Origin of the sequence: Massilia sp. H6 (genome assembly GCF_024802625.1) — a bacterium.
Lineage (GTDB): Bacteria > Pseudomonadota > Gammaproteobacteria > Burkholderiales > Burkholderiaceae_D > Telluria.
Genome location: NZ_CP103371.1, coordinates 721065 through 746091, shown reverse-complemented (window position 1 = coordinate 746091; position 25027 = coordinate 721065). Strand labels below are relative to the sequence as shown.

Sequence of the window (25027 nt, the reverse complement as noted above, 5' to 3'; positions counted from 1 at the left end):
GGCTTAGTTACGGACGGGCTTACCGGTCTGCATCATGCCCATGATCCGCTCTTGCGTCTTGGGGTTACCCAGCAGCTCGATGAAGGCCTTGCGCTCCATGTCGAGCAGCCACTGTTCCGACACCACGCTGCCCTGGTCGACGTCACCGCCGGTGACAATCTCGGCGATCATGTCGCCCAGCTTGTAGTCGTGGGCCGAGATGAAGCCACCGTCACGCATATTGACCAGCTGGCCGCGGATCGTCGCCCAGCCGTAGCGGCCGGTGACGGTGATCGGGCGGCGGCTTGGGGCGCGGTAGCCGGCGTCGAACATGGCGCGTGCAGTGAGCTTCGCCACGTGCAGCAGTTCGTACGGGTTGAAGACAATGACGTCGTCTTCTTTCAGGTAACCCATGCTCTTTGCTTCCAGGGCCGATTTCGACACCTGCGCGGTGGCCGCGTTGGTGAAGCCGGTCTTCAGGAATTGCAGGATGTCGTTGCCCTTGGCTTCGGTAAAGGCGCGCACTGCCGCTTCCTTCAGGCCGCCGCCGGCCGGCACCAGGCCGACGCCGACTTCCACCAGGCCGATATAGGACTCGATCGAGGCCACGCGCTTGGAGGCGTGCAGCATCATCTCGCAGCCGCCGCCCAGTGCCAGTCCGGCCACAGCCGCGACCACTGGAATGTTCGAGTACTTCATCTGCATGAAGACGTTCTGCAGGTCGCGGACCATCGGGTCCATCGCCTTGGCGCCGCCCATCATGAAGGCCGGCATGGCCGACTGCAGGTCGGCGCCGGCCGAGAACGCGCCGCCTTCGGCCGCATCGGTATTCCAGATCACCAGGCCCTTGTAGCCTTTTTCGGCCTCGAGCATGCCGCGCTGCAGGCCCTTGACCACGCCTTCGCCGATGACGTGCATCTTGGTCTTGAGCGAGATGACCAGCACTTCATCGTCCGCATGCCACAGGCGCACGGATTCGTCTTCGAACACCGTGGTGCCCGCGGTTTTTGGATCCAGCGTGGTCGATCCCAGTACCGGTGCCCGGAACTGCTGGCGCTGGTACACCGGCAGGTCGGACGCCGGCACGTAGGCGTTCTTCGACGCCGAGTACGAACCCTCGGCGGTGTGCACGCCCTTTTCGGCGACCGGGCCTTCGAACACCCAGGCTGGCAGCGGTGCATCGGTCAGTGCGTGACCAGCGTCGATGTCTTCTTTCACCCACTGGGCGATCTGGGTCCAGCCGGCGGCCTGCCAGGTTTCGAACGGGCCGACGCTCCAGCCGAAGCCCCAGCGCATCGCGAAGTCGATGTCGCGCGCGTTGTCGGCGATGGTGTCGAGGTGGACGGCGATGTAGTGGAAGGTATCGCGGAAGATCGCCCACAGGAACTGCGCCTGCGGATTGGTCGACTCGCGCATGGCCTTGAACTTCTTGACCGGGTCTTTTTCTTTCAGGATGCGGGCGACGATGTCGGCCGCCTTGGCGCCGCCTGCGACGTATTCGCCGGTGGCGAAGTCGAGACGCTGGATCTCCTTGCCGACCTTTTTGTAGAAGCCGCCGCCGGATTTCTGGCCCAGGGCGCCTTTCTCGATCAGCTTGGCCAGTACTTCAGGCGTCTTGTACATGCTGAAGAACGGGTCGTCTTGCAGCGTGTCCTGCATGGTCTTGATGACGTGGCCCATGGTGTCCAGACCGACGACGTCGGCGGTGCGGAAGGTGCCCGACTTGGCGCGGCCTAGTTTTGCGCCGGTCAGGTCGTCGACCACGTCTACCGACAGGCCGAATTTCTCGGCTTCGTGGATGGTGGCCAGCATGCCGAAGATGCCGACGCGGTTGGCGATGAAGTTCGGGGTGTCCTTGGCGCGCACGACGCCCTTGCCCAGGGTCGAGGTCAGGAAAGTCTCGAGCTGGTCGAGGATTTCAGGACGGGTGCCGCTGGTCGGGATCAGTTCCACCAGGTGCATGTAGCGCGGCGGGTTGAAGAAGTGCACGCCGCAGAAGCGCGCCTTGAGTTCGTCGTCGAATCCTTCGGCCAGCTTGTTGATCGACAGGCCCGACGTGTTCGAGGCGAAGATCGCGTTCGGGGCGATGTGCGGTGCGACCTTCTTGTACAGGTCGTGCTTCCAGTCCATGCGCTCGGCGATGGCTTCGATGATCAGGTCGCACCCGAGCAGCAGGTCGAGGTTGTCCTCGTAGTTGGCCACTTCGATCAGGGCCGCGTCGTCCTTGTTGCCCAGCGGGGCCGGCGACAGCTTCTTCAGGTTCTCGATGGCGCGCAGGACGATGCCGTTCTTCGGCCCGTCCTTTGCAGGCAGGTCGAACAGCACGACCGGCACCTTGGCGTTCACGCAGTGCGCAGCAATCTGCGCGCCCATCACGCCGGCGCCCAGCACGGCGACTTTCTTGACGATGAAATTGGACATTCTGTATTCCTTGTTAAGTCGCTGCCCCCGCACAGGCAAGGGCAGCGTGATGGTGGTTTAGAACAGGTCTGCGTCCAGCGCCAGCAGATTGGCCGAACCCGAACGGGCCTGGCGGATCAGCATGGCGGTTTCCGGGTACAGGCGCGCGAAGTAGAAGCGGGTGGTAGCGAGCTTGGCGACGTAGAACTTGTCATCCGAGTCCTGCTTGCTGAGGGCGATCTTCGCCATCTGCGCGAAGAAATAGCTGAACACCAGGTGGCCCACTACGCGCAGGTAAGGCACCGCGGCGGCGCCGACTTCGTCCGGGTTCTGGAACGCCTTCATGCCGATTTCCATGGTCAGCTTGGTGACTTTTTCACCGAGCTCGCCCAGTGGGGTGACGAATTCCGACATCGACTCGTCCAGGCCGTTCTCTTCCACGAAGGCCTTGATCTTCTCGCCAAAGGCGCGCAGCTTGGCACCGTTGTCCATCAGGATCTTACGACCCAGCAGGTCGAGCGACTGGATGGTGTTGGTGCCTTCGTAGATCATGTTGATGCGGGCATCGCGCACGTACTGCTCCATGCCCCACTCGGCGATATAGCCGTGGCCACCGTAGACCTGCATCGCTTCCGAGGTCGCGATCCAGCCGTTGTCGGTGATGAAAGCCTTGACGATCGGGGTCAGCAGCGCGACTTCGCCGGCGGCTTCCTTGCGCACCGCTTCGTCCGGGTGGTTCAGCTCACGGTCGATCTGCAGCGCGATGTACGAGGTCAGTGCGCGCGCGCCTTCGGCGAAGGCTTTCGCGGTCAGCAGCATGCGGCGCACGTCCGGATGCACGATGATCGGGTCGGCCGGCTTGTCGGGCGCTTTCGGGCCCGACAGGCTGCGCATCTGGATACGGTCTTTCGCGTACACCAGCGCGTTCTGGTAAGCCACTTCGGTCAGGCCCAGCGACTGCATGCCAACGCCCAGGCGGGCGGCGTTCATGAACACGAACATCGCCTGCAGGCCCTTGTGCGGCTGGCCGATCAGGGTGGCGTTGGCGCCGTCCAGGTTCATCTGGCAGGTGGAGTTGCCATGGATGCCCATCTTCTCTTCGATGGCGCCGCAGGCGATGCCATTGCGCTCGCCGACCGAACCGTCGGCAGTGACGTTAAACTTCGGCACCAGGAACAGCGAGATGCCCTTCGAGCCTTCCGGTGCATCCGGCAGGCGCGCCAGCACCAGGTGCACGATGTTTTCCGCCATGTCGTGCTCGCCGGCCGAAATAAAGATCTTCGAGCCGGTGATCTTGTAGCTGCCATCGGCCTGTGGCTCGGCCTTCGAGCGCAGCAGGCCCAGGTCGGTCCCGCAATGCGCTTCGGTCAGGCACATGGTGCCGGTCCACTCGCCCGAGACCAGCTTCGGCAGGAACAGCTTCTTCTGCTCGTCGGTGCCGTGCTCTTTCAGGCATTCGTAGGCGCCGTGCGACAGGCCCGGGTACATGGTCCATGCCTGGTTGGACGAGTTGAGCATCTCGTAGAACGAATTGTTCAGCGCGACCGGCAGGCCCTGGCCGCCGTATTCAGGATCGCAGGCCAGCGCCGCCCAGCCGCCTTCGACGTACTGCTTGTACGCTTCCTTGAAGCCCTTCGGGGTCGTGACGGCCTTGGTGGCGGCGTCGAAATGGCAGCCTTCGCGGTCGCCCGAATGGTTCAGCGGGAACAGCACTTCCTGCGTGAATTTCGCACCTTCTTCGAGCACCTGGTTGATGATATCGGTGTCGATTTCCTGGTACGCAGGCAGGCTCTTGAACTCTTCGCTGACGTTGAGGAATTCGTGCAGAACGAACTGCATATCCCGGATTGGCGCGACGTACTGACCCATGGTTTTCTCCTGAACGAAGGTAATGTAATAGTGGTGACTTCCGGCGTAACGAAGGCGTTACTGCACCGGGCTGCCTTGCGGCGAAGGTGTTGGCAAATGCGGATTACGGTAATTCTCGATCAGGCGCTCGAAACCGCGGCGCGCGCGCTCGACCGAGCCGGGCATGCGCAGGAAACGGGCGTCGTGGTGCAGAGCCAGGATCAGCCCGTACATTTCGTACACCAGCTGCTCGGCATCGGCATCGGGGCGCAGGTCGCCCGCTTCGATGGCCTGGCGGGCACCGCGCTGCAAGGCGCCCTGCCAGGCCTGCACCATCGACACCAGCTCCTCGCGGATCGGTCCCGGGCGGTCGTCGTACTCGACGGCGCCGCTGATATAGATGCAGCCAGATGCGATCTCGACCGACACGCGCTTGAGCCAGCGGTCGAACATCGACTCCAGCCGCGGCAAACCGCGCGGCTCGCGCACGCTCGGAAAGAACACTTCCTGCTCGAAGCGGTGGTGGTACAGCTTGACGACTTCGAGCTGCAAATCCTCGCGCGAACCGAAATGCGCGAACACGCCGGATTTGCTCATGTTCATCCGGTCGGCCAGCAGCCCGATGGTCAGCCCTTCCAGGCCATCGCGGCTGGAGAGCTCGAGCGCCACGTCGAGAATCGCTGCTCGCGTGAGTTCGCCCTTGCGCATGAATTTGACTGAAGTTGTGATAACGGCCCCTGAATCGAAAAAATCCGAACGCTCGTACTATTATCTACCAGGCTTGAAATGTCAAACGGGAACTTAGAGGTGACGTTCTATTGATGCAAGACAACTGCAGATGGAGAGAGCACCCACGGGAAGAGCTTGCTGCAACCCTCCAGGGCAGGGACGAATGCAACTCAGAAGTGGAGAGATTTTTACAAGCTCGACACTCCCGGCTGGCTGCGGCCGGGACAATGTTGTCGCAGATGTAAAGGTAACCGATTTCGCCGGAGCGTGCCGCCTTCGACGGCGGCGCAGGCAGAATAATTGCACGCCCGGTGCACCGCAGGACGGTGCACCGGCGAACTCAGGTGGCCAGTGCGCGCAGCATCAGGCCGGTTACATAGGCCGCATAGGTGCCCAGTGCGTAGCCCAGCACCGCCAGCAGCACGCCGACCGGCGCCAGCGAAGGATGGAAGGCGCTCGCGACCACCGGGGCCGACGCGGCGCCGCCGACATTGGCCTGCGACCCCACCGCCAGGAAGAACAGCGGTGCGCGGATCAGCTTTGCCACCAACAGCAGCAGTCCGCCATGTACGGCGATCCAGATCAGCCCGAGCAGGAACAGCCATGGCCGGTCCAGCAGCGCATTGAGGTCCATCTGCATGCCGATGGTCGCCACCAGGATGTACAGCATGGCCGAGCCGATGGTGGAGGCGCCCGCCCCTTCCAGTTTGCGTGCCTTGGTAAAGCTCAGCAGCAGGCCGAAGGTGGTCGCGAACACGACCATCCAGAAGAAGGACGAGGTCAAGCTGTAGTCCTGCAGCCGCCACTCGGCCGGCAGGCTGCCGATCCAGCCCAGCACTGGCCCGGTCAGAGCGTGCGACAGGCCCGTCACGCCCAGTCCGACCGCCAGGATCACCATCACGTCGGTCAGCGTCGGAATACGCGCATTGGCGGCCTGGAAGGTCTCCATGCGCGTCTTGAGGGCGTTGATTGCGCTGACATCGGCGCCGGTCCAGCGGTCGAAGGCCTGGGCGCGCCCGGTCATGAACAGCAGTATCGCGGTCCAGACGTTCGCCACCAGCACGTCGACCGCGACGAACTGGCCGAACACATTGGCATCGACCTCGAACACTTCTTTCATGGCGGCCTGGTTGGCGCCGCCGCCGATCCAGGCGCCGGTGATGGTGGTCATGCCGCGCCAGGTTTCGCCGGCCACCGTTTCGGGATGAATCACGCCCATGATCTCGAACGAGGCGACCGCCCCGAGCATGATGCCCACGGTACCGGTCAGGAACATGATGATGGCCTTCGGACCGAGCCGGGCAATGGCGCCGAAATCGATGGCGATGCACAGCAGGACCAGGGCACTCGGCAGCAGGTAGTCGCGCGCGATCGGATACAGCTTCGAGATGCTGCCGTCGATCACGCCCAGGGTATTGAGGATGGCCGGAACCAGATAGCACAGCAGCAACGCCGGCACATAGGAATAGAATTTCTTCCAGGGGCCTGTTGGACGCGCGGCGGTCCAGAAAACCAGCCCGAGGATGGCGGCGAGCATGCCGAGTACCACGGCATCGTTGGTGACAAGAGGAACAGTAGTCTGCATCGGAATTCCATGAAAAGCATCCCGCCCTGACGGCCCCGCATGGCGGTGCGGCATCAGGGACCTGGGACCGGGACCCCATTCTACATTCCCGTTGGCAAGATCACGTTCACATGCGACGCATTTGGGTCAGGTCTGACATTCAGGCATCGGCTCGTCCATACAACCGGACCAAGATCGAGGTCGTGTCCAGACGTCAGACCTGACCCCGAATTGGTCTGGACGTGGGTTGTGCGGGTTTTTTCCTATTCAGATTCTGGCGGCTCTTCACTTCTATTGTGAAAAGCTGCTGCTTGTCGTTTCCTTTCACGTGGTCGACGCGTGCAGTGGCGATCCAGGGTTTGCCATCCACGTCCTGGAACGCCCATTCCATTTTCTGCGATTCTGCGGTAGCGACCGCTTCGCCCCACTTGCCGTGGCTCGACAACATCGATCCGATCTGGGTCAGTAGGCTGGCTGCAGGCGCTTGCGTGGTGAGAAGAAAGGACATATTCCACCGGTTAGCATTGCCTGAACTACTGATCACTTTGTCGACCTGAGCAAAGTTTTCCAGTTTCTGATCCAGATACATCGGCAGAAGCCGGAGGGCGTAGGCGGCTGGCGCATAACCGCCGTCCGGGCGCCAGTCATATTCCAGCGTTTGTGCGACGAACTGTGCGTGGCCATTGCCGCGCAATCTGGCGACAAGATGTAGAGCTCCGTCGATTCCTGCTAAAAATCCCCCGGTGGTGATGATCTTGCCGGCGTCGACTACTCGCCGGTCGCGCACAACGCTGGTGCCTGGAGAATGCTGCCGTAATGCGTCGACATTTCCGCTCGTCGTCGTTGCAGTAAGACCGTCAAGCAGACCTGTATGCGCAAGAATGAATGCTCCGTTACATACCGACATGACATGCCGCGCATGAGACGCTTTCACGTTGATCCAATCAAGTGTCGCTTTGTCCATCATGACATTGTCAGTGTCCCCGCCGGGTATCACCACCACATCTGCATCCGGGGCGTCCGCAAAAGAATATTGCGGCAACACCTTCATCCCACTTGAGATCCCGACCGGCCTACGGTCTGCCGCAACCGTGAAGACGTCGAAGCCAGCCACAGCGAACACTTGCATGGGACCGGTGAAATCAATGTTTTCGACATTGTCGAATAGCAGTATGGCGACTTTCCTGGAAGGCGACGCCGTCGCTGGAGGAGCTTGGGCGATCGCAAGCGTCGAGACGAATGAAACAATGAGGAGAGCGAAGCGCCAGGCCGTTTTCATGAAACTTCCTTGAAGGTTTTTAAGAATGTGGGCGCCATCATATAAGCCTGCCCGTATGGCAGAATGACATCAATCCCTGAAAACCTGCCAAATCAAGGCACTTCTCTTTTCAACATGCGGCCGTGGATGCACAGTCAGTTCTTATGAATATTCCCCATCGCGTCGTCATCGTCGGATTCCCTCCTGCGCAAATGCTCGACATCGCAGGGCCGGTCGACGCCTTCTCGGCAGCCAATGACCTGGTCAAGGCCAACGGCGCAGCGGCGCCGTACGAGGTTGTACTGGCCGCCCCGGAGGTGGGCCTGCTGCGGACCAGCGCCGGCTTCCCGCTTGTTGCATCGATCAGCGTGCATGACCCCGACCTGAAGGCCGACACCTTGATACTTGCTGGCGGCGAAGGAGCACGTCGGTCGATCCACAACCGGACGCTCGTCGATCGCTTGCGCAGTCTTTGTAAAACGGCAGGGCGAGTCGGCTCCGTGTGTACCGGGTCGTTTCCGCTCGCGGCGACTGGACTTCTGAACGACCGGCGCACGACAACACACTGGGCGCATTTCGGTGAGTTCTGCGACGCTTTCCCGTCCGTCCTTCTCGATCGGGACGCCCTGTTTATCAGGGATGGAAAATATCAGTGTTCGGCGGGCGTATCGGCTGGGATCGATTCGGTACTGGCGCTCATAGAAGAAGACTGCGGGCGCACACTCGCATTGCAGGTTGCTCGGGAGCTGGTCGTATACCTGAAGCGACCTGGCGGCCAGTCTCAGTTCAGCAGCCAACTTGCCACACAATTCAACACCGAATCTTCTAGCCGATTTGCAGAGCTATTGAAGTGGATGGCGTCACAATCACGTGAAGACCTGTCGGTTCAACGATTGGCGGCCCGCGTCGCCATGAGTCCCCGTAATTTTCATCGGCGCTTTACCGAGGCCTTAGGTACCACGCCTGCCAATTACGTACAAACCTTGCGGCTTGATGAAGCCCGCAGACTGCTAACGGATGGAACACTATCCATCGAGCGCATCGCGGCGCGGTCCGGATATGCTTCTAGTGAGGCAATGCGCGCTGCGTTTCAACGTCACCTGCAGGTGAGCCCAAGCGAATTTCGGCTCCGGTTCCGCAGTACCGGATCGCGTTGACGCGCGACTCACTTCGTGATCCGGCCTGCCCCGATTTTGCCTGCAGTTAGGACCCGGCCTTTTCGATCGCCCTGCGGTCGCGCTTGGTGGGCCGGCCCTTGATCTCCAGGCTCGGCTCCGGGAACAGCCGGCGCGCGGTCTTGTCGTTCTCGCGCTTGGCAATGCTCTCGTCGGTTTCGAAATACAGCGTGCGCGCCACCGGCGCCGGGCCGCGCTTGTCCGAGATGGCGGCGACGATCACTTCCCAGCGGTCGGAGCCGTTATCGATGGTGAGCTTGTCGTTGAGCTTGACGTTGCGCGCCGGCTTGACCGGTTCGCCGTCGATGCGCACGCGGCCGCGGTCGATCGCGTCGGTGGCCACCGAGCGGGTCTTGAAAAAGCGCGCCGCCCACAGCCATTTGTCGAGTCGTACTTGGTTGTCTTGCATGGTGTCTTTCCGTTATGCGTAGCCGATCGCAAAGATCCGCATCACCAGTTTATACATCAGGTAAGCCGCGCCGTATTTCGCGCGCCTGAACCAGCCGGTATGCGCGAACTCTTCGGCGCAGACCGGCACCCCGTCGGCAATACCGCGCTCGATGTGCTCGCGCATGGCGGCCGCGAATTTCTGGTCGAGCACGACGACATTGGCCTCCTGGTTCAGGAACAGCGACAGCCCGTCGCAATTGCTCGAGCCGACCGTGGCCCAGTCGTCGTCGACCACCGCGACCTTGGCATGCAGCTGGGTCTTGCGGTATTCGACCACCCGGATGCCGTCGGCCAGCAGCTTCGGATAGAACGAATGCGCTACCGCGTCCTGGATGCGGAACTCCCCTACCCCGATCAGGAGCGTGACCTGGACGCCGCGCTGGGCCGCATGCGCCAGCGCCTTGCGGAACTTGCGGCCCGGAGCGAAATACGGGGTGGCCAGCAGCACGCTGTGCTTGGCACGGCCCAGGGCCTGCAGATAGGCGCGCTGAATCGTCGAACGGTTGCGCAGGTTGTCGCGTACCACGAAGGCGGCGCGTGCCGGATCGGCGCACGATGTGGCGGGAAGCTGGCGCGACTCGCTGAACAATTCGAGGCGCCGTCTCAGCCCGAGGCGGCCGGCGCGCAGCCATTGGCCCCTGGCTTCGTCCTGGATCTGGGCCACTAGCGGCCCACGCACCTGCACCGTGAAGTCCCAGCGCGGCGCCGCCAGGCGCTGGCGCTGGGCGTGGTCGCACCGCCAGTCGTCGTTGATGTTGATTCCGCCCACGAAAGCGACTTCGCCGTCGACCACCACGATCTTGCGGTGCGAGCGCGCGATGCCACGCTTGCACCAGGGATTGAAGACGCGGTATTGCACGCCTGCTTCGGCAAACGCGGCGCCCAGGCGCGTGGCCGGGCGGTGCTCGGTGCCGATCCAGTCGACCAGCACCCGCACCTTGACGCCGCGGCCGGCGGCGCGATTCAAGGCGTCGCGCACCGCGTGCCCGGTCTCGTCCTCGGCAAAAATGTAGGTTTCGAACAGGACGTCGAACTGCGCCGCATCGAGGGCGGCGATCAGGGCCGGAAAATACTCGGTGCCACTCTCGAGTAGCGTGAGGTCGTTGTTGTCTACAAAGGAGACGGAGCGCATGGACGCTGGTGGCCGCTAACCGAGCTGCAGTTCGGCCACGATCGGTGCGTGGTCGGACAGCTTGGCCCACAGCGCGCCATGCATCACCTGGGCATTATCGACCTTGAAGCCGCGCACATAGATGCGGTCGAGGCGAAACCACGGCAGCACGGCCGGGAAGGTGCGCGCCGGTGCCAGGCGCGGCTTGCGGCCGGCCCAGCTGCGCACCATGTCGCCCATTGCCGACTTTGGCCCGAGCTGGTCGAATACCTCGACCACGCCCAGCGCATTGCGCAGGCGGTCGCTGAGGGTATTGCGCCAGTCGTTGAAGTCGCCGGCAATGATGACCGGTTCGCCATGCGATGAAGCGTTGACGGCCTCGATCAGGGCTTGCGCCTGGCGCCCGCGTCCGCTTTCGAACAAGCCCAGGTGCACCACATAGCAATGCACCTTGCCGCCCGGCGTGTCGAGCACGCAGTGCAGGATGCCGCGCTGCTCGTAGGCATGGTCGGAAACGTCGTGGTTATGCGAATTGGGGATCGGGAAGCAGCTCAGCAGCGCATTGCCGTGGTGGCCATGGTCGTACACGGCGTTCATGCCATAGGCGCTGTGGTGCTGTTCGTTCTTGAAGTAGTCGTACTGGGCGGTTTCGGGCCAGTGGCGGTGAGCCAGCTCTTCTTTGCCATAGCGGGCATGAAAGCGGTCGTGCCGGCCTTGCACTTCTTGCAGGAAGACGACATCGGCCTGGAATTCGGCGATCGCCTTTTTCAATGCGATCACCCGCGGCGTACTGCGCAGCGACGACACGCCCTTGTGAATGTTGTAGGTAGCTACGCGAATTTTCATTAAGACATTCTAACAACATCGCGCCCTGGTCCCATGGAACCGGACCCAATCGTGCGCCATGCGCCAAATGCCTGAAGTCATAGGTGAAGCGGCAATTGCGCGATGGCTTCGGCATTCGACATGGAGAAGCAGCGCCCGGCCGCTTCCAGGTGCCCCAGCCAGGCGTGGCGCAGGTGCTCGCGCGGGCTCAGGACGATGGGGATATCGCGCGGCACGCACACCGAGAATACGTGTTCCGTATTGTGCGCGATGCCGGGCGCGTAGCGATGACGCCAGAGCGGGTAGATTTCGTAGACGCTGGAGTGCTGCCAGTCGTGCAGGCGGATGTGCTCGCCGTCGGCAACGATGCCGGTTTCCTCGAACAGCTCGCGCGCGGCGGTGTCGATCAGCGGCTCGTCGGGCGTGTCGCGCGAGCCGGTGACCGATTGCCAGAAGCCCGGACGGTCGGCGCGCTCGATCAACAACACCTCCAGCGCGCAGGTATGGATGATGACCAGGACCGATTCGGGGATTTTGTGAGGCATGGGACCAATATAACAAACGCGGGCAGAACCGGTGAACGGTCGTGCCCGCGTTGCCTGAACACGCGGCCGGCGCCGCCGGCCGCTACGCTTTATGCCAGCTTCGGTTCCGCGGCACGCAGGCGGATGTGCAGCTCCTTGAGCTGCTTCTCGTCGACTTCCGACGGCGCGTTGGTCAACAGGCACTGGGCGCGCTGGGTCTTGGGGAAGGCGATCACGTCGCGGATCGATTCCGAACCGGTCATCAGGGTGACCAGGCGGTCCAGGCCGAAGGCCAGGCCACCGTGCGGCGGCGCGCCGTATTGCAGGGCGTCGAGCAGGAAGCCGAACTTGAGCTGCGCTTCTTCGGCGTCGATCTTCAGGGCGCGGAATACCTTGCTCTGGACATCTTCGCGGTGGATACGGATCGAACCGCCGCCCATTTCCCAGCCATTCAGGACCATGTCGTAGGCCTTGGCGATACAGGCGCCAGGATTGGTTTCCAACATGTCTTCGTGGCCGTCTTTCGGCGCCGTGAACGGGTGGTGGGTCGCGGTCCAGCGGTCGTTTTCCTCGTCGTGCTCGAACATCGGGAAGTCGACCACCCACAGCGGCGTCCAGGTGTCGTCGAACAGGCCTGCCTTCTTGCCAAATTCCGAGTGGCCGATCTTCACGCGCAGCGCGCCGATGGCGTCGTTGACCACTTTCGCCTTGTCGGCGCCGAAGAACACCAGGTCGCCATCCTGCGCGCCGGTGAGTTCCAGGATCTGGGCCAGCACTTCGTCGGACAGGTTCTTGACGATCGGCGACTGCAGGCCGTCACGGCCCTTGGCCTTCTCGTTGACCTTGATATAGGCCAGGCCCTTGGCGCCGTAGATCGCGACGAACTGGGTGTAGGCGTCGATTTCCGAGCGCGGCATCGAGCCGCCCTGCGGCACGCGCATGCCGACCACGCGCCCGCCGGTCATGTTGGCGGCGCTGTTGAAGACCTTGAACTCGACCGACTTCATCAGCTCGGTCAATTCGGTGAACTCGAGCTTGACGCGCATGTCCGGCTTGTCCGAACCGTACATGCCCATCGCGGTGGCGAAGTCCATCACCGGGAACGGGTTCGGCAGGTCGATGCCGGCAGCGTTCTTGAAGACCACGCGCATCATGTCTTCGAACAGGTCACGGATTTCCTGCTCGGTCAGGAACGAGGTTTCGCAGTCGATCTGGGTGAATTCAGGCTGGCGGTCGGCGCGCAGGTCTTCGTCGCGGAAGCATTTGGTGATCTGGTAGTAGCGGTCGAAGTTGGCCACCATCAGGAGCTGCTTGAACAGCTGCGGCGACTGCGGCAGCGCGAAGAAGCTGCCGGCGTTCACGCGCGATGGCACCAGGTAGTCGCGCGCGCCTTCCGGGGTCGACTTGGTCAGCATCGGGGTCTCGATGTCGATGAAGCCCAGGTTGTCGAGGTATTTGCGCACTTCCATCGACACCTTGTAGCGCAGGCGCAGGTTGTGCTGCATCTGGCCGCGGCGCAGGTCGAGCACGCGGTGGGTCAGGCGGGTGGTTTCCGACAGGTTGTCGTCGTCCAGCTGGAACGGCACCGGCACCGATGGGTTCAGCACTTCGACGCTGCTGGCGTTGATCTCGATCTTGCCCGACTTGAGGTTGGCGTTGGCGGTGCCTTCGAGGCGGTTGGTCACGGTACCGGTGATACGCAGGCAGAACTCGTTGCGCACATGCTCGGCCGCCTTGAACACCTCGGCGTTGTCCGGATGGCAGACCACCTGCACCAGGCCTTCACGGTCGCGCAGGTCGATGAAGATCACGCCGCCGTGGTCGCGGCGACGGTGCACCCAGCCGCACAGGCTGACGGTTTGGCCCAGCAGTTCCTCGGTGACGAGGCCGCAGTAGTGAGTACGCATGGTGGACATAGTTTTCGTTCCAGGTTGGTTGATTCGTGAAGGCCTTGGCCTTGTTCTTTACTTGTTCTGTGCTGCTTGCCGAACTATTCGGGAGCGACCACGCCCATCGAAACGATGTGCTTGAGCGCCGCGTCGACCGACATGTTCAGCTCCACGACCTTGCTGCGTTCCATCATCAGGAAGAAGCCCGAGGTCGGGTTCGGGGTGGTCGGCACGTACACGCTCACGTAGTCGCCCACCAGGTGATTCTTGACGTCCCCGCCCGGCACGCCGGTCAGGAAGGCAATCGTATAGGAATCGGCATGCGGATAAGGAATCAGCACCGGTGTGCGAAACGCGTTGCCCGACGACGAGAACAGCGTGTCCGACACTTGCTTGACGCTGCCGTAGAGCGAGCTGACCACCGGAATGCGCTTGAGCGTGCGGTCGCCAATCTTCACGACATAGCGGCCAACCAGGTTGTTGGTCAGCAGGCCGGTCAGAAAGACGATGGCGAGGGTCAGCACCGCGCCGACGCCCGGCACATCCATGCCGAACATGCGGCGCGGCTGCCAGGCCTCCGGCACGAACAGCAGCGACTGGTCCAGCGTGCTGATGATCAGGCTCAGCACCCAGGCCGTGATCGCCAGGGGCACCAGCACCAGCAAGCCGGTCAGGAAATATTTACGCATCGAAATCACTTGTTCTTATCGGGAGCCGCGGCCGGCACTGGAGCAGGAGCTGCGGCCGCAGCCGGCGCTGCAGCTGGCGCCGGGGCGCTGCTGGCCTCGCCGCCATTGGCAGTGCTTGCCGCGGCCGTGCCGGTGGCTGGCGCATTACCGCCCCGGAAATCGGTCACATACCAGCCCGAACCCTTGAGCTGGAAGCCGGCAGCAGTGACCTGCTTCTTGAAAGCATCCTTGCCGCACGACGGGCAGACTGTCAGTACCGGATCGGAAATTTTTTGCAGGGCATCTTTGGTAAATCCGCATTCGTCGCAGCGGTAAGCGTAAATCGGCATCGTATTACTCCGCAAAAATCTACAAAACCCTGAATTATAAAGCTTTTACGTGAAGTTTTGCCCGAATGGACCGTCCTTGCCGCCTGGCCAGGCACGCCGACGCGGATTCACTGTTGTTTTTCATCATCGCCAACAAATGTTTCATTTGCTCAAGAACAGCGGGAGGTGATTCAATAGCGTCTTTCCTAAACAACACGGGACGTTGAGCTAGCTCTACGCCTGAAGTTGAACAAGAAACAGAAGATTGTGCGCGGTGCCTGCACCGCCGCTGGTCCGTACAAGAAGCCGTTTTTCCCAAGCCCGCGCATGCGGGCTTTTCTTTAAGAAAATAGCTGGCGACGCTGCCACACCATCCAGCGTTCTTTGCCGGCGAACACTGGAATCGAATCATCCACCGGCGCGTCTTCGATGCACACGAAGTTCGGTGCCATCAGTGCGTCGAGCCCGGCGCGGTCGATCCCGAACGGCGGGCCCTTGTCCGCGTCGCCGAAAAAGAACAAGCCCCCTACCCTGCCGCCCGGCGCCAGCAACTCGGCCCAGCGCGCCACTACCTGCGGGCGCATGGCGCGCGGCAAGGCGCACAAGAAGGCGCATTCGTAGATGAATTCGAGCGCATGCGCCGGCTGCCAGGCAAAAAAATCGGCCTGCACCACGCGCGTGCGCCACTGTCCGGCCAGTGCCTGGCCACGCGCGACGGCGGCTGGGGCAAAGTCGATCGCCGTGGCATCCCAGCCCGCGTCGCACAGGCAAACCAGTTCGTAGGCACTGCCGCAGCCGGGAATCAAGGTGGCAAGCGGCCCGTTGCGGGCCACGAAATCGCGCAGCGCTTGCGGCACGCCGCCACGGTCCCAGGGAGTAAATGCGCGGGCGAAGCGCTCGTCCCAGAATTGCGGGCTGAGCGGGTCGCGATGGTCGAACGATGCCGGCTCAGGACCCATAGAAGTAGAACCAGCCGATCACGGCCATGCCGAGGCCACCGGTCACCAGGCCCAGGAAAGCCATCAGGCCCAGCAGCCGGTTGGTGCGGCGCTGCTCGGTCAGGACCATCGACATGATGTCGGCGTTCGACATCGGGTGACCGCCGGTATGGCCGATGCTGGCATGGGCATGGTGTTCCAGCGCCTGGTGCAGCAGGCGCGGCAGTTGCGGGAAGATGTGCGCGTAGCGCGGCGCTTCCGCGCGCAGGCGTTCGGCCATGCCGCGCCAGCCGACCTGCTCGCCCATCCAGCGCTCCAGATAGGGCTTGGCGGTCTTCCACAAGTCCAGGTCGGGATCGAGCTGGCGACCCAGGCCTTCGATATTGAGCAGGGTCTTTTGCAACAGCACCAGCTGCGGCTGGACTTCGACGTTGAAGCGGCGCGAAGTCTGGAACAAGCGCAGCAGGATTTGGCCGAAAGAAATATCTTTTAGTGGGCGGTCGATGATGGGCTCGCAACAGGCGCGCACCGCCGATTCGAGCTCGTCCACGCGGGTGTTGCGCGGCGCCCAGCCCGATTCGATATGGGCCTCGGCTACGCGCTTGTAGTCGCGCCGGAAAAAGGCCAGGAAGTTCTGCGACAGGTAATCCTTGTCGAAATCGGTCAGGGTGCCGACGATGCCGAAATCGAGCGCGATATAGCGGCCAAAGGTCTCTTTCTCGACCGACACCAGGATATTTCCAGGATGCATATCAGCATGGAAAAACCCATCGCGGAACACCTGGGTAAAGAAAATCTCGACGCCATCGCTCGACAGTTTCTTGAGGTCGACGCCTTCCGCCGCCAGGCGATCGATCTGCGACACCGGGATGCCGTGCATGCGCTCCATCACGATCACGCTGCTAGAGCAATAGTCCCAGTACATCTCGGGCACCATGAGCAAGTTCGAACCGGCGAAATTGCGGCGCAGCTGGCTGGCATTGGCTGCCTCGCGCATCAGGTCGAGCTCGTCGTGCAGGTATTTGTCGAATTCGGCGACCACTTCGCGCGGTTTCAGGCGACGGCTTTCGGCCCACAGCCTTTCGATCAGGCGCGAAGCCAGGTCCATCAGCGCCAGGTCTTCGTCGATGGTCTTCTTCATGCCAGGACGCAGCACCTTCACGGCCACTTCGGTGCCGTCCTTGAGCGTGGCAAAGTGTACCTGTGCAATCGAGGCCGAGGCGACCGGCGTGCGCTCGAAACTGGCGAACAATTGGTCGGGGTGGGCACCAAGCGAAGCCGTGATCTGGGCAATGGCCAGGTCGGAATCGAAGGGCGGCACCCGGTCTTGCAGCAGCGACAGCTCGTCGGCGATATCCTGCGGCATCAGGTCGCGCCGGGTCGATAGCACCTGGCCGAACTTGATGAAGATCGGGCCCAGCTCTTCGAGTGCCTGGCGCAGGCGGATCGCGCGTGGCGAGGTGATGCGGCGCCAGAAGAACACCGTATTCATGAAACGCGCGGTGCGCGGCGCATCCAGGCTGGTGACCGCGATTTCGTCGAGACCGTATTTGGTGGCAATGGTGAGGATTTTTACCAGGCGCAGAAATTTCAATATCATCAGGTCAGCTATCCGGGGTCAGGGTCGTGCTCAGGCCGGCCGCGCTCGGGAGCGTTGTGCTGGCCGCCGTCGAAGCGGCGCCGGGCTGGGCCAGGCGCGCCTCCAGTTTCGCGATGCGCTTGGCGCACCGCTCGACGTCGTCGCGCAGGCGTACCACGTCAGCCGCGAGGGCATCCACCTGGGCCGGACGCACCAGCACCTGGCGCTCCTCGAGCAGGAATTCGGCCAGGTTCTCGGCCAGCCGGCGGCCGGTGCCGAGCACGCCGTTGACGGCGCCGCGCGTGCCCTCGACCAGGCGGCGCGCGCCGAGCGGGCCGACGAAGCGTTCGAGGTCGTATTCGGCATCCCAGCGCAGGCCTTTCGATAGCGCCGACAGGGTGTTGGCAAATTCCGCGTCGCCCTCGATCTTGACGTAGGAGAAGGCGCGCTCGCGGTGTTGCGCGATCAGGGGCAGGTCGGCCAGCTTGACGCGGATGGTCACGTTGGCCGGCACTTTGCCGTTGCCGGCCTCGAGCATGCCATCGCGCGCCACGCGCAGGCGCAACTGCAGCGCACCGGTGTCGATGCAGGCTTGCTTGCCAGCGTGTATGGCGAGCGCATCACGCGCCCAGGCTTCCTGGGCCAGCAGGTGATTGATCGTGGCGACGGCGGGCGTCGACAACAGGGTTGGGCTCGAAGACATGGCACTCATTGACAACAGCGCGTTGTTAAAAAAAACCGCCCGGTATTGACTCGGGCGGTCTTGATCTTACCAGTTTGCCGGGCGCAAACCCGGTAGCACAGGATCTTTACTGAAAAATAATTAATCGACCTGCTGGATACCCGCCAGCAGCCAGCCGCCATTGCCGCTGAGCGGCTTGGACATGTTCCAGACCTCTACGAAAGGCTCGGCCGGCGCATTCGGCGCGGTCCGGATCATGCCGTTGAACTGCACGCTGGCCAGGTAGTCGGTGGCGGTGGTTTCGATGCCCAGCACCTGGCCGTCGATCGTCACCACATCGGTGAAGTCGTCGACGCCGCCACGCTCCTGGATCTGCATCTTGAGCTCGGCGAAAACTTCTGGTGTGGTGAATTCGCGCAGGTCATTGGTGTCGCCACGGTCCCAGGCGGCCTGCATGCGAATGAACGAAGACTTTGCATGGCGCAGGAAAGCATCCTGGTCGAAGTCGCCCGGCACGCCCCACTGGTGATGGACCGGCGCGGCACTGCCCCCAACGCCGGGCTTGCCCAGCGATACGCCGCCCGATTGCACTCCCTGGAACCCGACCGGCTGGCGCAGCCCGGAACCGATCTCGGGGGTGGCGACCGAAGCGGCCGCGGCGCCGGCTGGCTGCGGGTTGGCGTAGCCGCCAAACGCCGGGTTGGCCGGGGTGTCCTTGCGGCGCAACATGCGCACGATGAACAGCACGACCAGTGCCAGCAGGCCGATCATCAGGATGGCCGAGATCACACTGGCCAGCGCGCCGCCGATACCGAGGTGCGACAGTAGCGCGCCCAGGCCGAGGCCCAGCAGCGCGCCGCCCAGGATGCCCTTCCACATGCTCGGGCGCGCCGTGCGCGCGGCGGCGGCGCCGGCAGCACCGGCGGCGGCAGGCGCGGCCGACGGCTGGCGCTGCTGCATGCCCGGGGCCGGCGCCGCGGCCGGCGCCGGCATTTTCTGCACCGCCTGCGACTGGCGCCCGATCGAGCGCTTGCCGCCCATCGGGCGCGCGGTGGCTTCCGCCAGCATCGACACGGCGGTGACCGCCAACAGCATGGTAGCCAGGAATTTTTTCATGATCGCATCCTCTCGTTACAGTTTGATTCCGGTGTGCAGTGCCGCCACGCCTGCCGTCAGGTTGTGATACTGGACCCGCTCCAGCCCGGCATCGATCATCATCGCCTTCAGGGTGTCCTGGTCTGGATGCATGCGGATCGATTCGGCAAGGTAGCGGTAGCTCTCGGCGTCGCCGGCAATTTTTTGTCCCAGCCACGGCAGCACCGAGAACGAATACACGTCATACGGTTTCTGCAGCGGCGCGATGACTTTCGAAAACTCGAGCACCAGCAACTTGCCGCCAGGCTTGAGCACACGCCGCATTTCGGCCAGCGCCTGGTCCTTGTGCGTCATGTTGCGCAGGCCGAAGGCCACGCTGACCCGGTCAAAATAATTATCCGGGAACGGCAGCTTCTCGGCATCGCATAACAAAGTGGGGGTCACCAGGCCTTGATTCAACAGGCGATCGCGACCGACGCGCAGCATCGACTCGTTGATGTCGGTTAGCCAGACCTCGCCAGTACGGCCCGCCTGTTTGGCGAAAGCCTTGGCCAGGTCGCCGGTGCCGCCCGCAATGTCGAGCACCTTGAAGCCCGGGCGCACGCCAGCCTGCGCGATGGTAAATATCTTCCACGCACGGTGCAGGCCGGCCGACATCAGGTCGTTCATGACGTCGTATTTCGCTGCGACCGAATGGAAAACCTTGGCGACTTCCTGGACCTTCTGGTCCTCGGCGACAGTCTTGTAGCCGAAGTGAGTGGTATTGGTCATTGTATGCGTGCGGTTTGGGGTTATCACATTATACAAGCTGCCCGGCGAGAGCCACGCCGTGCAGGCCTTGCCTGGTCCAGCCCCGTAGTGCCTTGGCCGAACGCGCCCTGACTCGAAGAAATTCCAGTCGGCTTGCCGGGCTCTCCGGCTCCCTCGGCCAGCTGGTTGGGTGCCATCCAACATTGCAGCTCCACTGTCAATACATTCTGCAAGGCATTGATTCTCTTGAGAATTTATTGAGGTGCGAATTACCAACTCGACAATTATCGTGCGCCGGAAAGTTGCCAAATCTGGTTAAATACTCGTCATAGCAAGCCGGACTCGATCCGGCGCCACTGTGGGCAAGAGCATCAAAACCTCGCCCTGCCCTACGGCCAACAGCGCCGTTCGCACTGCCAAACAAAAACGAATAAAAAGAGGTATCAGGTGTCGGTGAAGCGACTGTTATGCATCACGAATGAAGGCAACGCGGGCGTGCTCGCCACCTGTGGCGAATTGCGGGGCTGGGACGTGTGCACGGTAGACAGTGTCGGCGCCGCGCGCAAGGTATTGGCCCAGCAGCATTATGCGGTCGGGCTGCTGCTCGACACCAACGGCAGCCTCGAACACGACGATACCGAACGCTTCTTGCAACAGCACCACCACATCCGCTGGATCGGCGTATTCGGCTCGGACCTGCTCGAGCGTCCCCAGCTGCGCCAGGCCATCGCGACCCACCTGTGCGATTTCCATACCCGGCCGGTCGACAGGGTGCGCCTGCATCACTCACTGGGCCATGCGCACGGCATGGCCATGCTTATCAAGGGCACGCCGCCACACCAGCGCCAGGCCGGTGCCCGCCACATCGACGGCGAGTCGGTGGCGATCCGGCGCCTGCGCGCCCACATCGACAAGATCGCCGCGATCGATGCGCCGGTGCTGATCTCTGGCGAAAGCGGCAGCGGCAAGGAATTGGCGGCGCAGGAAATCCATGCGCAGTCGCCCCGCGCCGGTGGGCCTTTTATTGCAATCAATTGCGCAGCGATCCCGCCGGCCTTGATCCACTCCGAACTGTTCGGCTACGAGCGCGGCGCCTTTACTGGCGCCGGCAAGGACAAGCAGGGCCTGATCGAAGCAGCCTCGGGCGGCAGCATCTTCCTCGACGAAATCGGCGACCTGCCGCTCGACCTGCAGGCCAGCCTGTTGCGCTTCTTGCAAGAGCGTACCATCTACCGGGTCGGCGGCACCCGCCTCATCCCGGTCGATGCGCGCGTGATCACCGCCACCCACGTCGACCTGCCTGTTGCGGTCGCTGCGGGACGCTTCCGCGAAGATCTGTATTACCGCCTGAGCGTATTTCCCATCCGCGTGCCGTCGCTACGCGAACGCAAGGACGACCTGCCCCTGCTGACTGAGCTCATCTTTGACAAATTTGCCGATGAGAAAAGCCCGCAACTCAAGGGTGTGAGCAAGCAGGCCATGCGGGCAATGATCCAGCACGCCTGGCCCGGCAATATTCGCGAGCTGATCAACCGGATGCGGCGCGCCATGGTGCTGGCGGAACATCGCCTGATCACCCCCGAAGACCTTGAACTGCCGGGCGCCGACAATGCCATCATCTTGCGCGATGGCCTTGATACCTCGCGCGGCAGCGCCGAGCGCAACGCCATCTGGAACAGCCTGGCACGCTGCGGCAACAACATCAGCCAGGCCGCGCGCGACCTCGGTGTCTCACGCATGACCCTGTACCGGCTCATGGCCAAGCACTCCATCGCGCCCTGAACCTGGCCTGCCCTATGGGGCTGCGCCAAGCTGCCCCGTCATCCCTGCATCTCCTCCTACCTCGAATGCAAATGCCTGCCTTCATGCAGCGCCGGCTCGCCCCTGCTGTCATTACAGATTGATACAGTTTTTGTGACAATCGCGTTACAACTGTCACAAGCATGTGACACTTTGTCGCGAACTTATTGACTTGCCTCATCAACAACGTCCTACATGTTTGCTCCTTATTAAAATCGTCATTTTAATCAAAGGCTTGCGGAAATGACTACGAAGCTGGCATGCAAACTGCTAGTAAGCGGATGGACCGGTTGTCATGATGACACCGGGCATTTCAACGTTCAGTGACACACATGGGGAGTATCAGATGAAGCGCACTATTCTGGCGACCGCGATCGCCCTCGCATTTAGCCTGGCACACGCACAAGACGGCAACTCGGTCAACGACGTCCGTGGCGACAACACCCAGACTTCGACGACGGACCGTTCGGACAACAGCACCCGCACCAATACCACGACGAACACCGATAACAGCGCCCGCACCAACACGACCACCGACAACAGCACTGATACTCGTACCAACACGACCACGAATACCGACAACCGTACCGACACCCGTACCAACACCACCACTGACACCCGCGATTCGTCGGGCCAGAACCGCAGCTCGGGCAACGCCTCGGCCAGCGACGTGGGTGCAGCGGCCGCCAATAATGGCGCTACCTCAACGTCGTCGGTGGCGAACTCGTTCAATACCTCGAGCGCCAACGCGAACAGCACCCTGTCGGGCAACGTCAGCGGCAACGCGATCAACAACATCGGTAATGTCGCCAACAACAGCGGCAATGCCAACGGCGCCTCCGGCTCCGGCGCCGCTGGCGGCGAGGGCATGGGTGGCAACGCCCGTGGCGCTGCCGGCGCATCGGGCGGCGCGGCCAACGGCGCAGCAGGTGCCGCAGGCGGCAACGGCGCAGGCGCTACCAGCGGCTATGCCGCCAACGGCACCGCATCGGTCGGCAATGCCTCGGGCGCAGCTGGCGGTGACGGCGGCGTGGCACGCGGCGCGACCTCGGGCGAAGGCGGCCGCGGCGCGGCCGGCGGCCTGGGCGGCGCAGGCGGCGAATCGGCAGCCACCGGCGGCATGGGTGGCGGCTCGGGCGCAACCGGCGGGCGTGGCGCGGCAGGCGGCGAAGGCGGTGCAGCCACCGGCGGCATGGGCGGCAACGGTGCCGGCGGCGCAGGCGGTGGCACCGGTTCGCTGGCCGGCGCCAACGGCGGCAGCAATGGCAGCGTGAATGCAGGCGAAGGCGGCGCCGGCGGCGGCACCGGCATGGCCACTGGCGGCGCAGGCGCCGAAGGCGGCATGGGCGGCATGGGCGGCACCTCGTCGGGCTCGAGCCTGACGGCAACGAACGGCGCTAGCGCAGGCGGCGCATCCAATGGCGACAACACCTCCACCTCGGGCTCGGGCATGCCTGGCTCGGAAGGTACCGCAGGCGGCTCGAGCGGCGCCGCGTCGACTACCGGTGGCACCAGCACCGCAGGCACCGCCACCAGCGGCGCCAACTCGAACACCGCAGGTGATGCAATGGGCGGTGCGGGCGGCGCAGGCGCCTCCGGCGGTTCCGGCGCGATGGCATCGAACACCGGCGGCGCCGGTGCAGCAGGCGGTGCATCGACCGGCGGCACTGCCGGCGCGGGTGCAGCCCTGGCTGCCAACGGCGGTGCAGGTGGTGAAGGCGCAGGCGGTGCCGGTGCCTCTGGCACTGCCGGTGCCGGTGGCGAAGGCGGCGCGGGCGCGGCCGGCACCTCGACTGGCGGCGCGGGTGCCTCGGGCACCTCGACCGGCGGCGCCGGTGCGGCAGGCGGTGCCGGTGGAGCCGGTGCAGCCAGCGGTGAAGCCTCGAACATGGCCGGCGCCGGCGGCGCGGGCGGCTCGACCGGCAATGGCGATGCCTCGAACGGTGACAACACCTCGGGCTCGGCAACCGGTGGCATGGGCGGCGCAGGCGGTGCCGGCGGCTCGACCATGGCCGGCGCAGGCGGCGCAGGCGGCGCCAACACTGGCGGTGAAGGCATGGGCGGCGCAGGCGGCTCCGGCACCGGCGGCAACGGCGGCACCCAGTCGGTGAGCACCGGCGCCTTCGACATGTCGAACGCCATGACCAATGTGGCCAACAATGCGGCCGGCGTCTCGGTGATCAGCCAGAACAACGGCTTCTCGTCGCTGATCCAGCAGAGCGTCAACGTGCAGTCGAACTTGTCAGTGGGTTCCGGTCAGTAAGCACGCGATCGGTAGCAATGCAGTAACTGCTGTAGTCACCACCGCGCGGCACCTGCCGCGTGGTGGTTTCAAACAAGGGAGAACCCATGAAACCTGTGAACCGACTCCTGCTGGCTGCGCTGATCACGCTCCCGCTGGCGGTCCAGGCCGCCGATCCGGAACTGTTGCCGGTCAAAGTCAGTTTTCTGTCTGAAATAAACGTCGCACCTGACGCACGCGACAGCCTCGATGCCTGGGGCGATGCCGCCGGAACCGATCGCCTGGCCCGCACCACCGGCAAGGACGACACCATGCATACCGAAGCCGTGCTGGGTGGCACAGTCGGCAACAACACCGCGATCAACACGGTCAGCGGCAGCAATACCATCAACGGCGGCTCGTTCGCCAATTCGCAGGGCTTGCCGGTCGTGATCCAGAACAGCGGCTCGAACGTGCTGATCCAGAGCGCCACCGTCATCAACCTGCGTTTGCAATAAGCATGGAAACAGCATGAAACAGCATGTTGCCCTCAGCGCCGCCTTGTGCGGCCTGTTGCTGGCAGCCGGAAGCCCGGCGTCGGCGCTCGATCTGGCCGTTGGGCAGCGCGTCACCGTTCCGGTCACTAGCTTAAAAGAAATCAAGTTTCGCACTACCACACGCCAGCAATTCGATTTCAGCTGCGGCTCGGCCGCACTGGCCACCTTGCTGACCCACCACTACAGCTCTCCGGTCACCGAAAAGGTCGTCTTTGAGAGCATGTACGCCAACGGCGACCAGGCCAAGATTCGCCAGCAAGGCTTTTCGATGCTCGACATGAAGCGCTTCTTGGCAACGCGCGGCTTCGTCGGAGACGGCTTCCAGCAACCGCTCGACAAGCTACTTGAAGCGAAACTGCCGGCGATCGTCCTGATTAGCGAGCGCGGCTACAACCACTTTGTCGTGATCAAGGGGGCCGAAGACGGCCGTATCCTGCTCGGCGACCCGTCCAGCGGCACCCGTTCGGTCACGCGTGCGCGTTTCCACGAGCTCTGGGCGAACAAGCTGCTCTTCGTGGTGCACAAGTACCCCGGACAAGTAGCCTTTAATGGCGCCGATGACTGGCGCGCCGCCCCGCGGGCACCGCTGGGCAATGGCATCAACCAGGAACAGTACAGCCAGAGTTTGCCGAAGTTCGGCCCTGGCGACTTCTAAA

The 25027-nt window shown here is 63.1% G+C and carries 22 protein-coding genes; 5 read left to right on the top strand and 17 right to left on the bottom strand.

Going from position 1 to position 25027, the window contains the following annotated elements; translation table 11 throughout:
• Window positions 1-3: 3 nt before the first annotated feature.
• The 5 genes from NRS07_RS03325 to NRS07_RS03305 form a co-directional block, all read right to left on the bottom strand.
• Window positions 4-2400, bottom strand: a complete 2397-nt coding sequence (locus NRS07_RS03325) for a 3-hydroxyacyl-CoA dehydrogenase/enoyl-CoA hydratase family protein (RefSeq protein ID WP_259211190.1) — start codon at window positions 2398-2400, stop codon at window positions 4-6.
• 57 nt (window positions 2401-2457) lie between these two features.
• Window positions 2458-4248 (bottom strand): acyl-CoA dehydrogenase C-terminal domain-containing protein, encoded by a 1791-nt coding sequence (locus NRS07_RS03320; RefSeq protein WP_259211189.1) that lies wholly within the window; start codon window positions 4246-4248, stop codon window positions 2458-2460.
• A 57-nt stretch (window positions 4249-4305) separates the two neighbouring features.
• On the bottom strand, window positions 4306-4935 hold the full coding sequence (locus NRS07_RS03315) for a TetR/AcrR family transcriptional regulator (protein WP_259211186.1): 630 nt from the start codon (window positions 4933-4935) through the stop codon (window positions 4306-4308).
• A gap of 361 nt (window positions 4936-5296) precedes the next feature.
• Entirely contained in the window at window positions 5297-6541 is a 1245-nt protein-coding gene (locus NRS07_RS03310; RefSeq protein ID WP_259211184.1) for a DUF819 domain-containing protein, read from the bottom strand.
• A gap of 193 nt (window positions 6542-6734) precedes the next feature.
• Window positions 6735-7799: a DJ-1/PfpI family protein gene (locus NRS07_RS03305; RefSeq protein WP_259211182.1), complete on the bottom strand. Its 1065-nt coding sequence runs from the start codon at window positions 7797-7799 to the stop codon at window positions 6735-6737.
• A gap of 143 nt (window positions 7800-7942) precedes the next feature.
• On the opposite strand from NRS07_RS03305, the gene NRS07_RS03300 reads away from it, so the two are divergent.
• Complete coding sequence (locus tag NRS07_RS03300) at window positions 7943-8935, top strand: GlxA family transcriptional regulator (RefSeq protein ID WP_259211179.1); 993 nt, start codon at window positions 7943-7945, stop codon at window positions 8933-8935.
• Between the two features lie 46 nt (window positions 8936-8981).
• Here the strand turns inward: NRS07_RS03300 and NRS07_RS03295 are convergent, their stop codons facing one another.
• The 12 genes from NRS07_RS03295 to ubiE form a co-directional block, all read right to left on the bottom strand.
• A complete protein-coding gene (locus NRS07_RS03295; protein ID WP_259211176.1) occupies window positions 8982-9362 on the bottom strand; it encodes an RNA-binding S4 domain-containing protein in 381 nt (126 codons plus the stop codon).
• 12 nt (window positions 9363-9374) lie between these two features.
• A complete protein-coding gene (gene clsB, locus NRS07_RS03290) occupies window positions 9375-10535 on the bottom strand; it encodes a cardiolipin synthase ClsB (protein WP_259211174.1) in 1161 nt (386 codons plus the stop codon).
• 15 nt (window positions 10536-10550) lie between these two features.
• The gene (locus NRS07_RS03285) at window positions 10551-11360 is read right to left on the bottom strand and encodes an endonuclease/exonuclease/phosphatase family protein (protein WP_259211171.1); all 810 of its coding nucleotides are present in this window, start codon (window positions 11358-11360) and stop codon (window positions 10551-10553) included.
• Window positions 11361-11437: 77 nt separating this feature from the next.
• Window positions 11438-11884 (bottom strand): dihydroneopterin triphosphate diphosphatase, encoded by a 447-nt coding sequence (nudB, locus tag NRS07_RS03280; RefSeq protein WP_259211169.1) that lies wholly within the window; start codon window positions 11882-11884, stop codon window positions 11438-11440.
• An 89-nt stretch (window positions 11885-11973) separates the two neighbouring features.
• Window positions 11974-13779 carry an aspartate--tRNA ligase gene (gene aspS, locus NRS07_RS03275; RefSeq protein ID WP_259211166.1) on the bottom strand — a complete coding sequence of 602 codons (1806 nt, stop codon included), beginning with the start codon at window positions 13777-13779 and terminating at the stop codon, window positions 11974-11976.
• A gap of 74 nt (window positions 13780-13853) precedes the next feature.
• On the bottom strand, window positions 13854-14441 hold the full coding sequence (locus tag NRS07_RS03270) for a DUF502 domain-containing protein (RefSeq protein WP_259211163.1): 588 nt from the start codon (window positions 14439-14441) through the stop codon (window positions 13854-13856).
• 5 nt (window positions 14442-14446) lie between these two features.
• Window positions 14447-14770, bottom strand: coding sequence for a zinc ribbon domain-containing protein (locus NRS07_RS03265; RefSeq protein ID WP_259211160.1), 324 nt, complete (start codon window positions 14768-14770; stop codon window positions 14447-14449).
• Window positions 14771-15090: 320 nt separating this feature from the next.
• On the bottom strand, window positions 15091-15708 hold the full coding sequence (locus NRS07_RS03260) for a TPMT family class I SAM-dependent methyltransferase (RefSeq protein ID WP_259211158.1): 618 nt from the start codon (window positions 15706-15708) through the stop codon (window positions 15091-15093).
• Window positions 15698-17287: a ubiquinone biosynthesis regulatory protein kinase UbiB gene (gene ubiB, locus NRS07_RS03255; RefSeq protein ID WP_259211156.1), complete on the bottom strand. Its 1590-nt coding sequence runs from the start codon at window positions 17285-17287 to the stop codon at window positions 15698-15700. The genes NRS07_RS03260 and ubiB overlap by 11 nt, the downstream gene beginning before the upstream one ends.
• A gap of 4 nt (window positions 17288-17291) precedes the next feature.
• Window positions 17292-17978 (bottom strand): SCP2 domain-containing protein, encoded by a 687-nt coding sequence (locus NRS07_RS03250; RefSeq protein WP_373889854.1) that lies wholly within the window; start codon window positions 17976-17978, stop codon window positions 17292-17294.
• Window positions 17979-18089: 111 nt separating this feature from the next.
• Window positions 18090-19064 (bottom strand): Tim44 domain-containing protein, encoded by a 975-nt coding sequence (locus NRS07_RS03245; RefSeq protein WP_259211154.1) that lies wholly within the window; start codon window positions 19062-19064, stop codon window positions 18090-18092.
• A 15-nt stretch (window positions 19065-19079) separates the two neighbouring features.
• Window positions 19080-19814 carry a bifunctional demethylmenaquinone methyltransferase/2-methoxy-6-polyprenyl-1,4-benzoquinol methylase UbiE gene (gene ubiE / locus NRS07_RS03240; RefSeq protein WP_259211152.1) on the bottom strand — a complete coding sequence of 245 codons (735 nt, stop codon included), beginning with the start codon at window positions 19812-19814 and terminating at the stop codon, window positions 19080-19082.
• Between the two features lie 432 nt (window positions 19815-20246).
• On the opposite strand from ubiE, the gene NRS07_RS03235 reads away from it, so the two are divergent.
• From NRS07_RS03235 to NRS07_RS03220, 4 genes are all read left to right on the top strand, one after another.
• The gene (locus NRS07_RS03235; RefSeq protein WP_259211150.1) at window positions 20247-21575 is read left to right on the top strand and encodes a sigma-54 dependent transcriptional regulator; all 1329 of its coding nucleotides are present in this window, start codon (window positions 20247-20249) and stop codon (window positions 21573-21575) included.
• 364 nt (window positions 21576-21939) lie between these two features.
• Window positions 21940-23856 (top strand): hypothetical protein, encoded by a 1917-nt coding sequence (locus NRS07_RS03230; RefSeq protein WP_259211146.1) that lies wholly within the window; start codon window positions 21940-21942, stop codon window positions 23854-23856.
• Window positions 23857-23942: 86 nt separating this feature from the next.
• Window positions 23943-24332 carry a hypothetical protein gene (locus tag NRS07_RS03225; protein WP_259211143.1) on the top strand — a complete coding sequence of 130 codons (390 nt, stop codon included), beginning with the start codon at window positions 23943-23945 and terminating at the stop codon, window positions 24330-24332.
• Window positions 24333-24345: 13 nt separating this feature from the next.
• Window positions 24346-25026 carry a C39 family peptidase gene (locus tag NRS07_RS03220; protein ID WP_259211142.1) on the top strand — a complete coding sequence of 227 codons (681 nt, stop codon included), beginning with the start codon at window positions 24346-24348 and terminating at the stop codon, window positions 25024-25026.
• The last annotated feature ends 1 nt before the right edge of the window (window position 25027 follow it).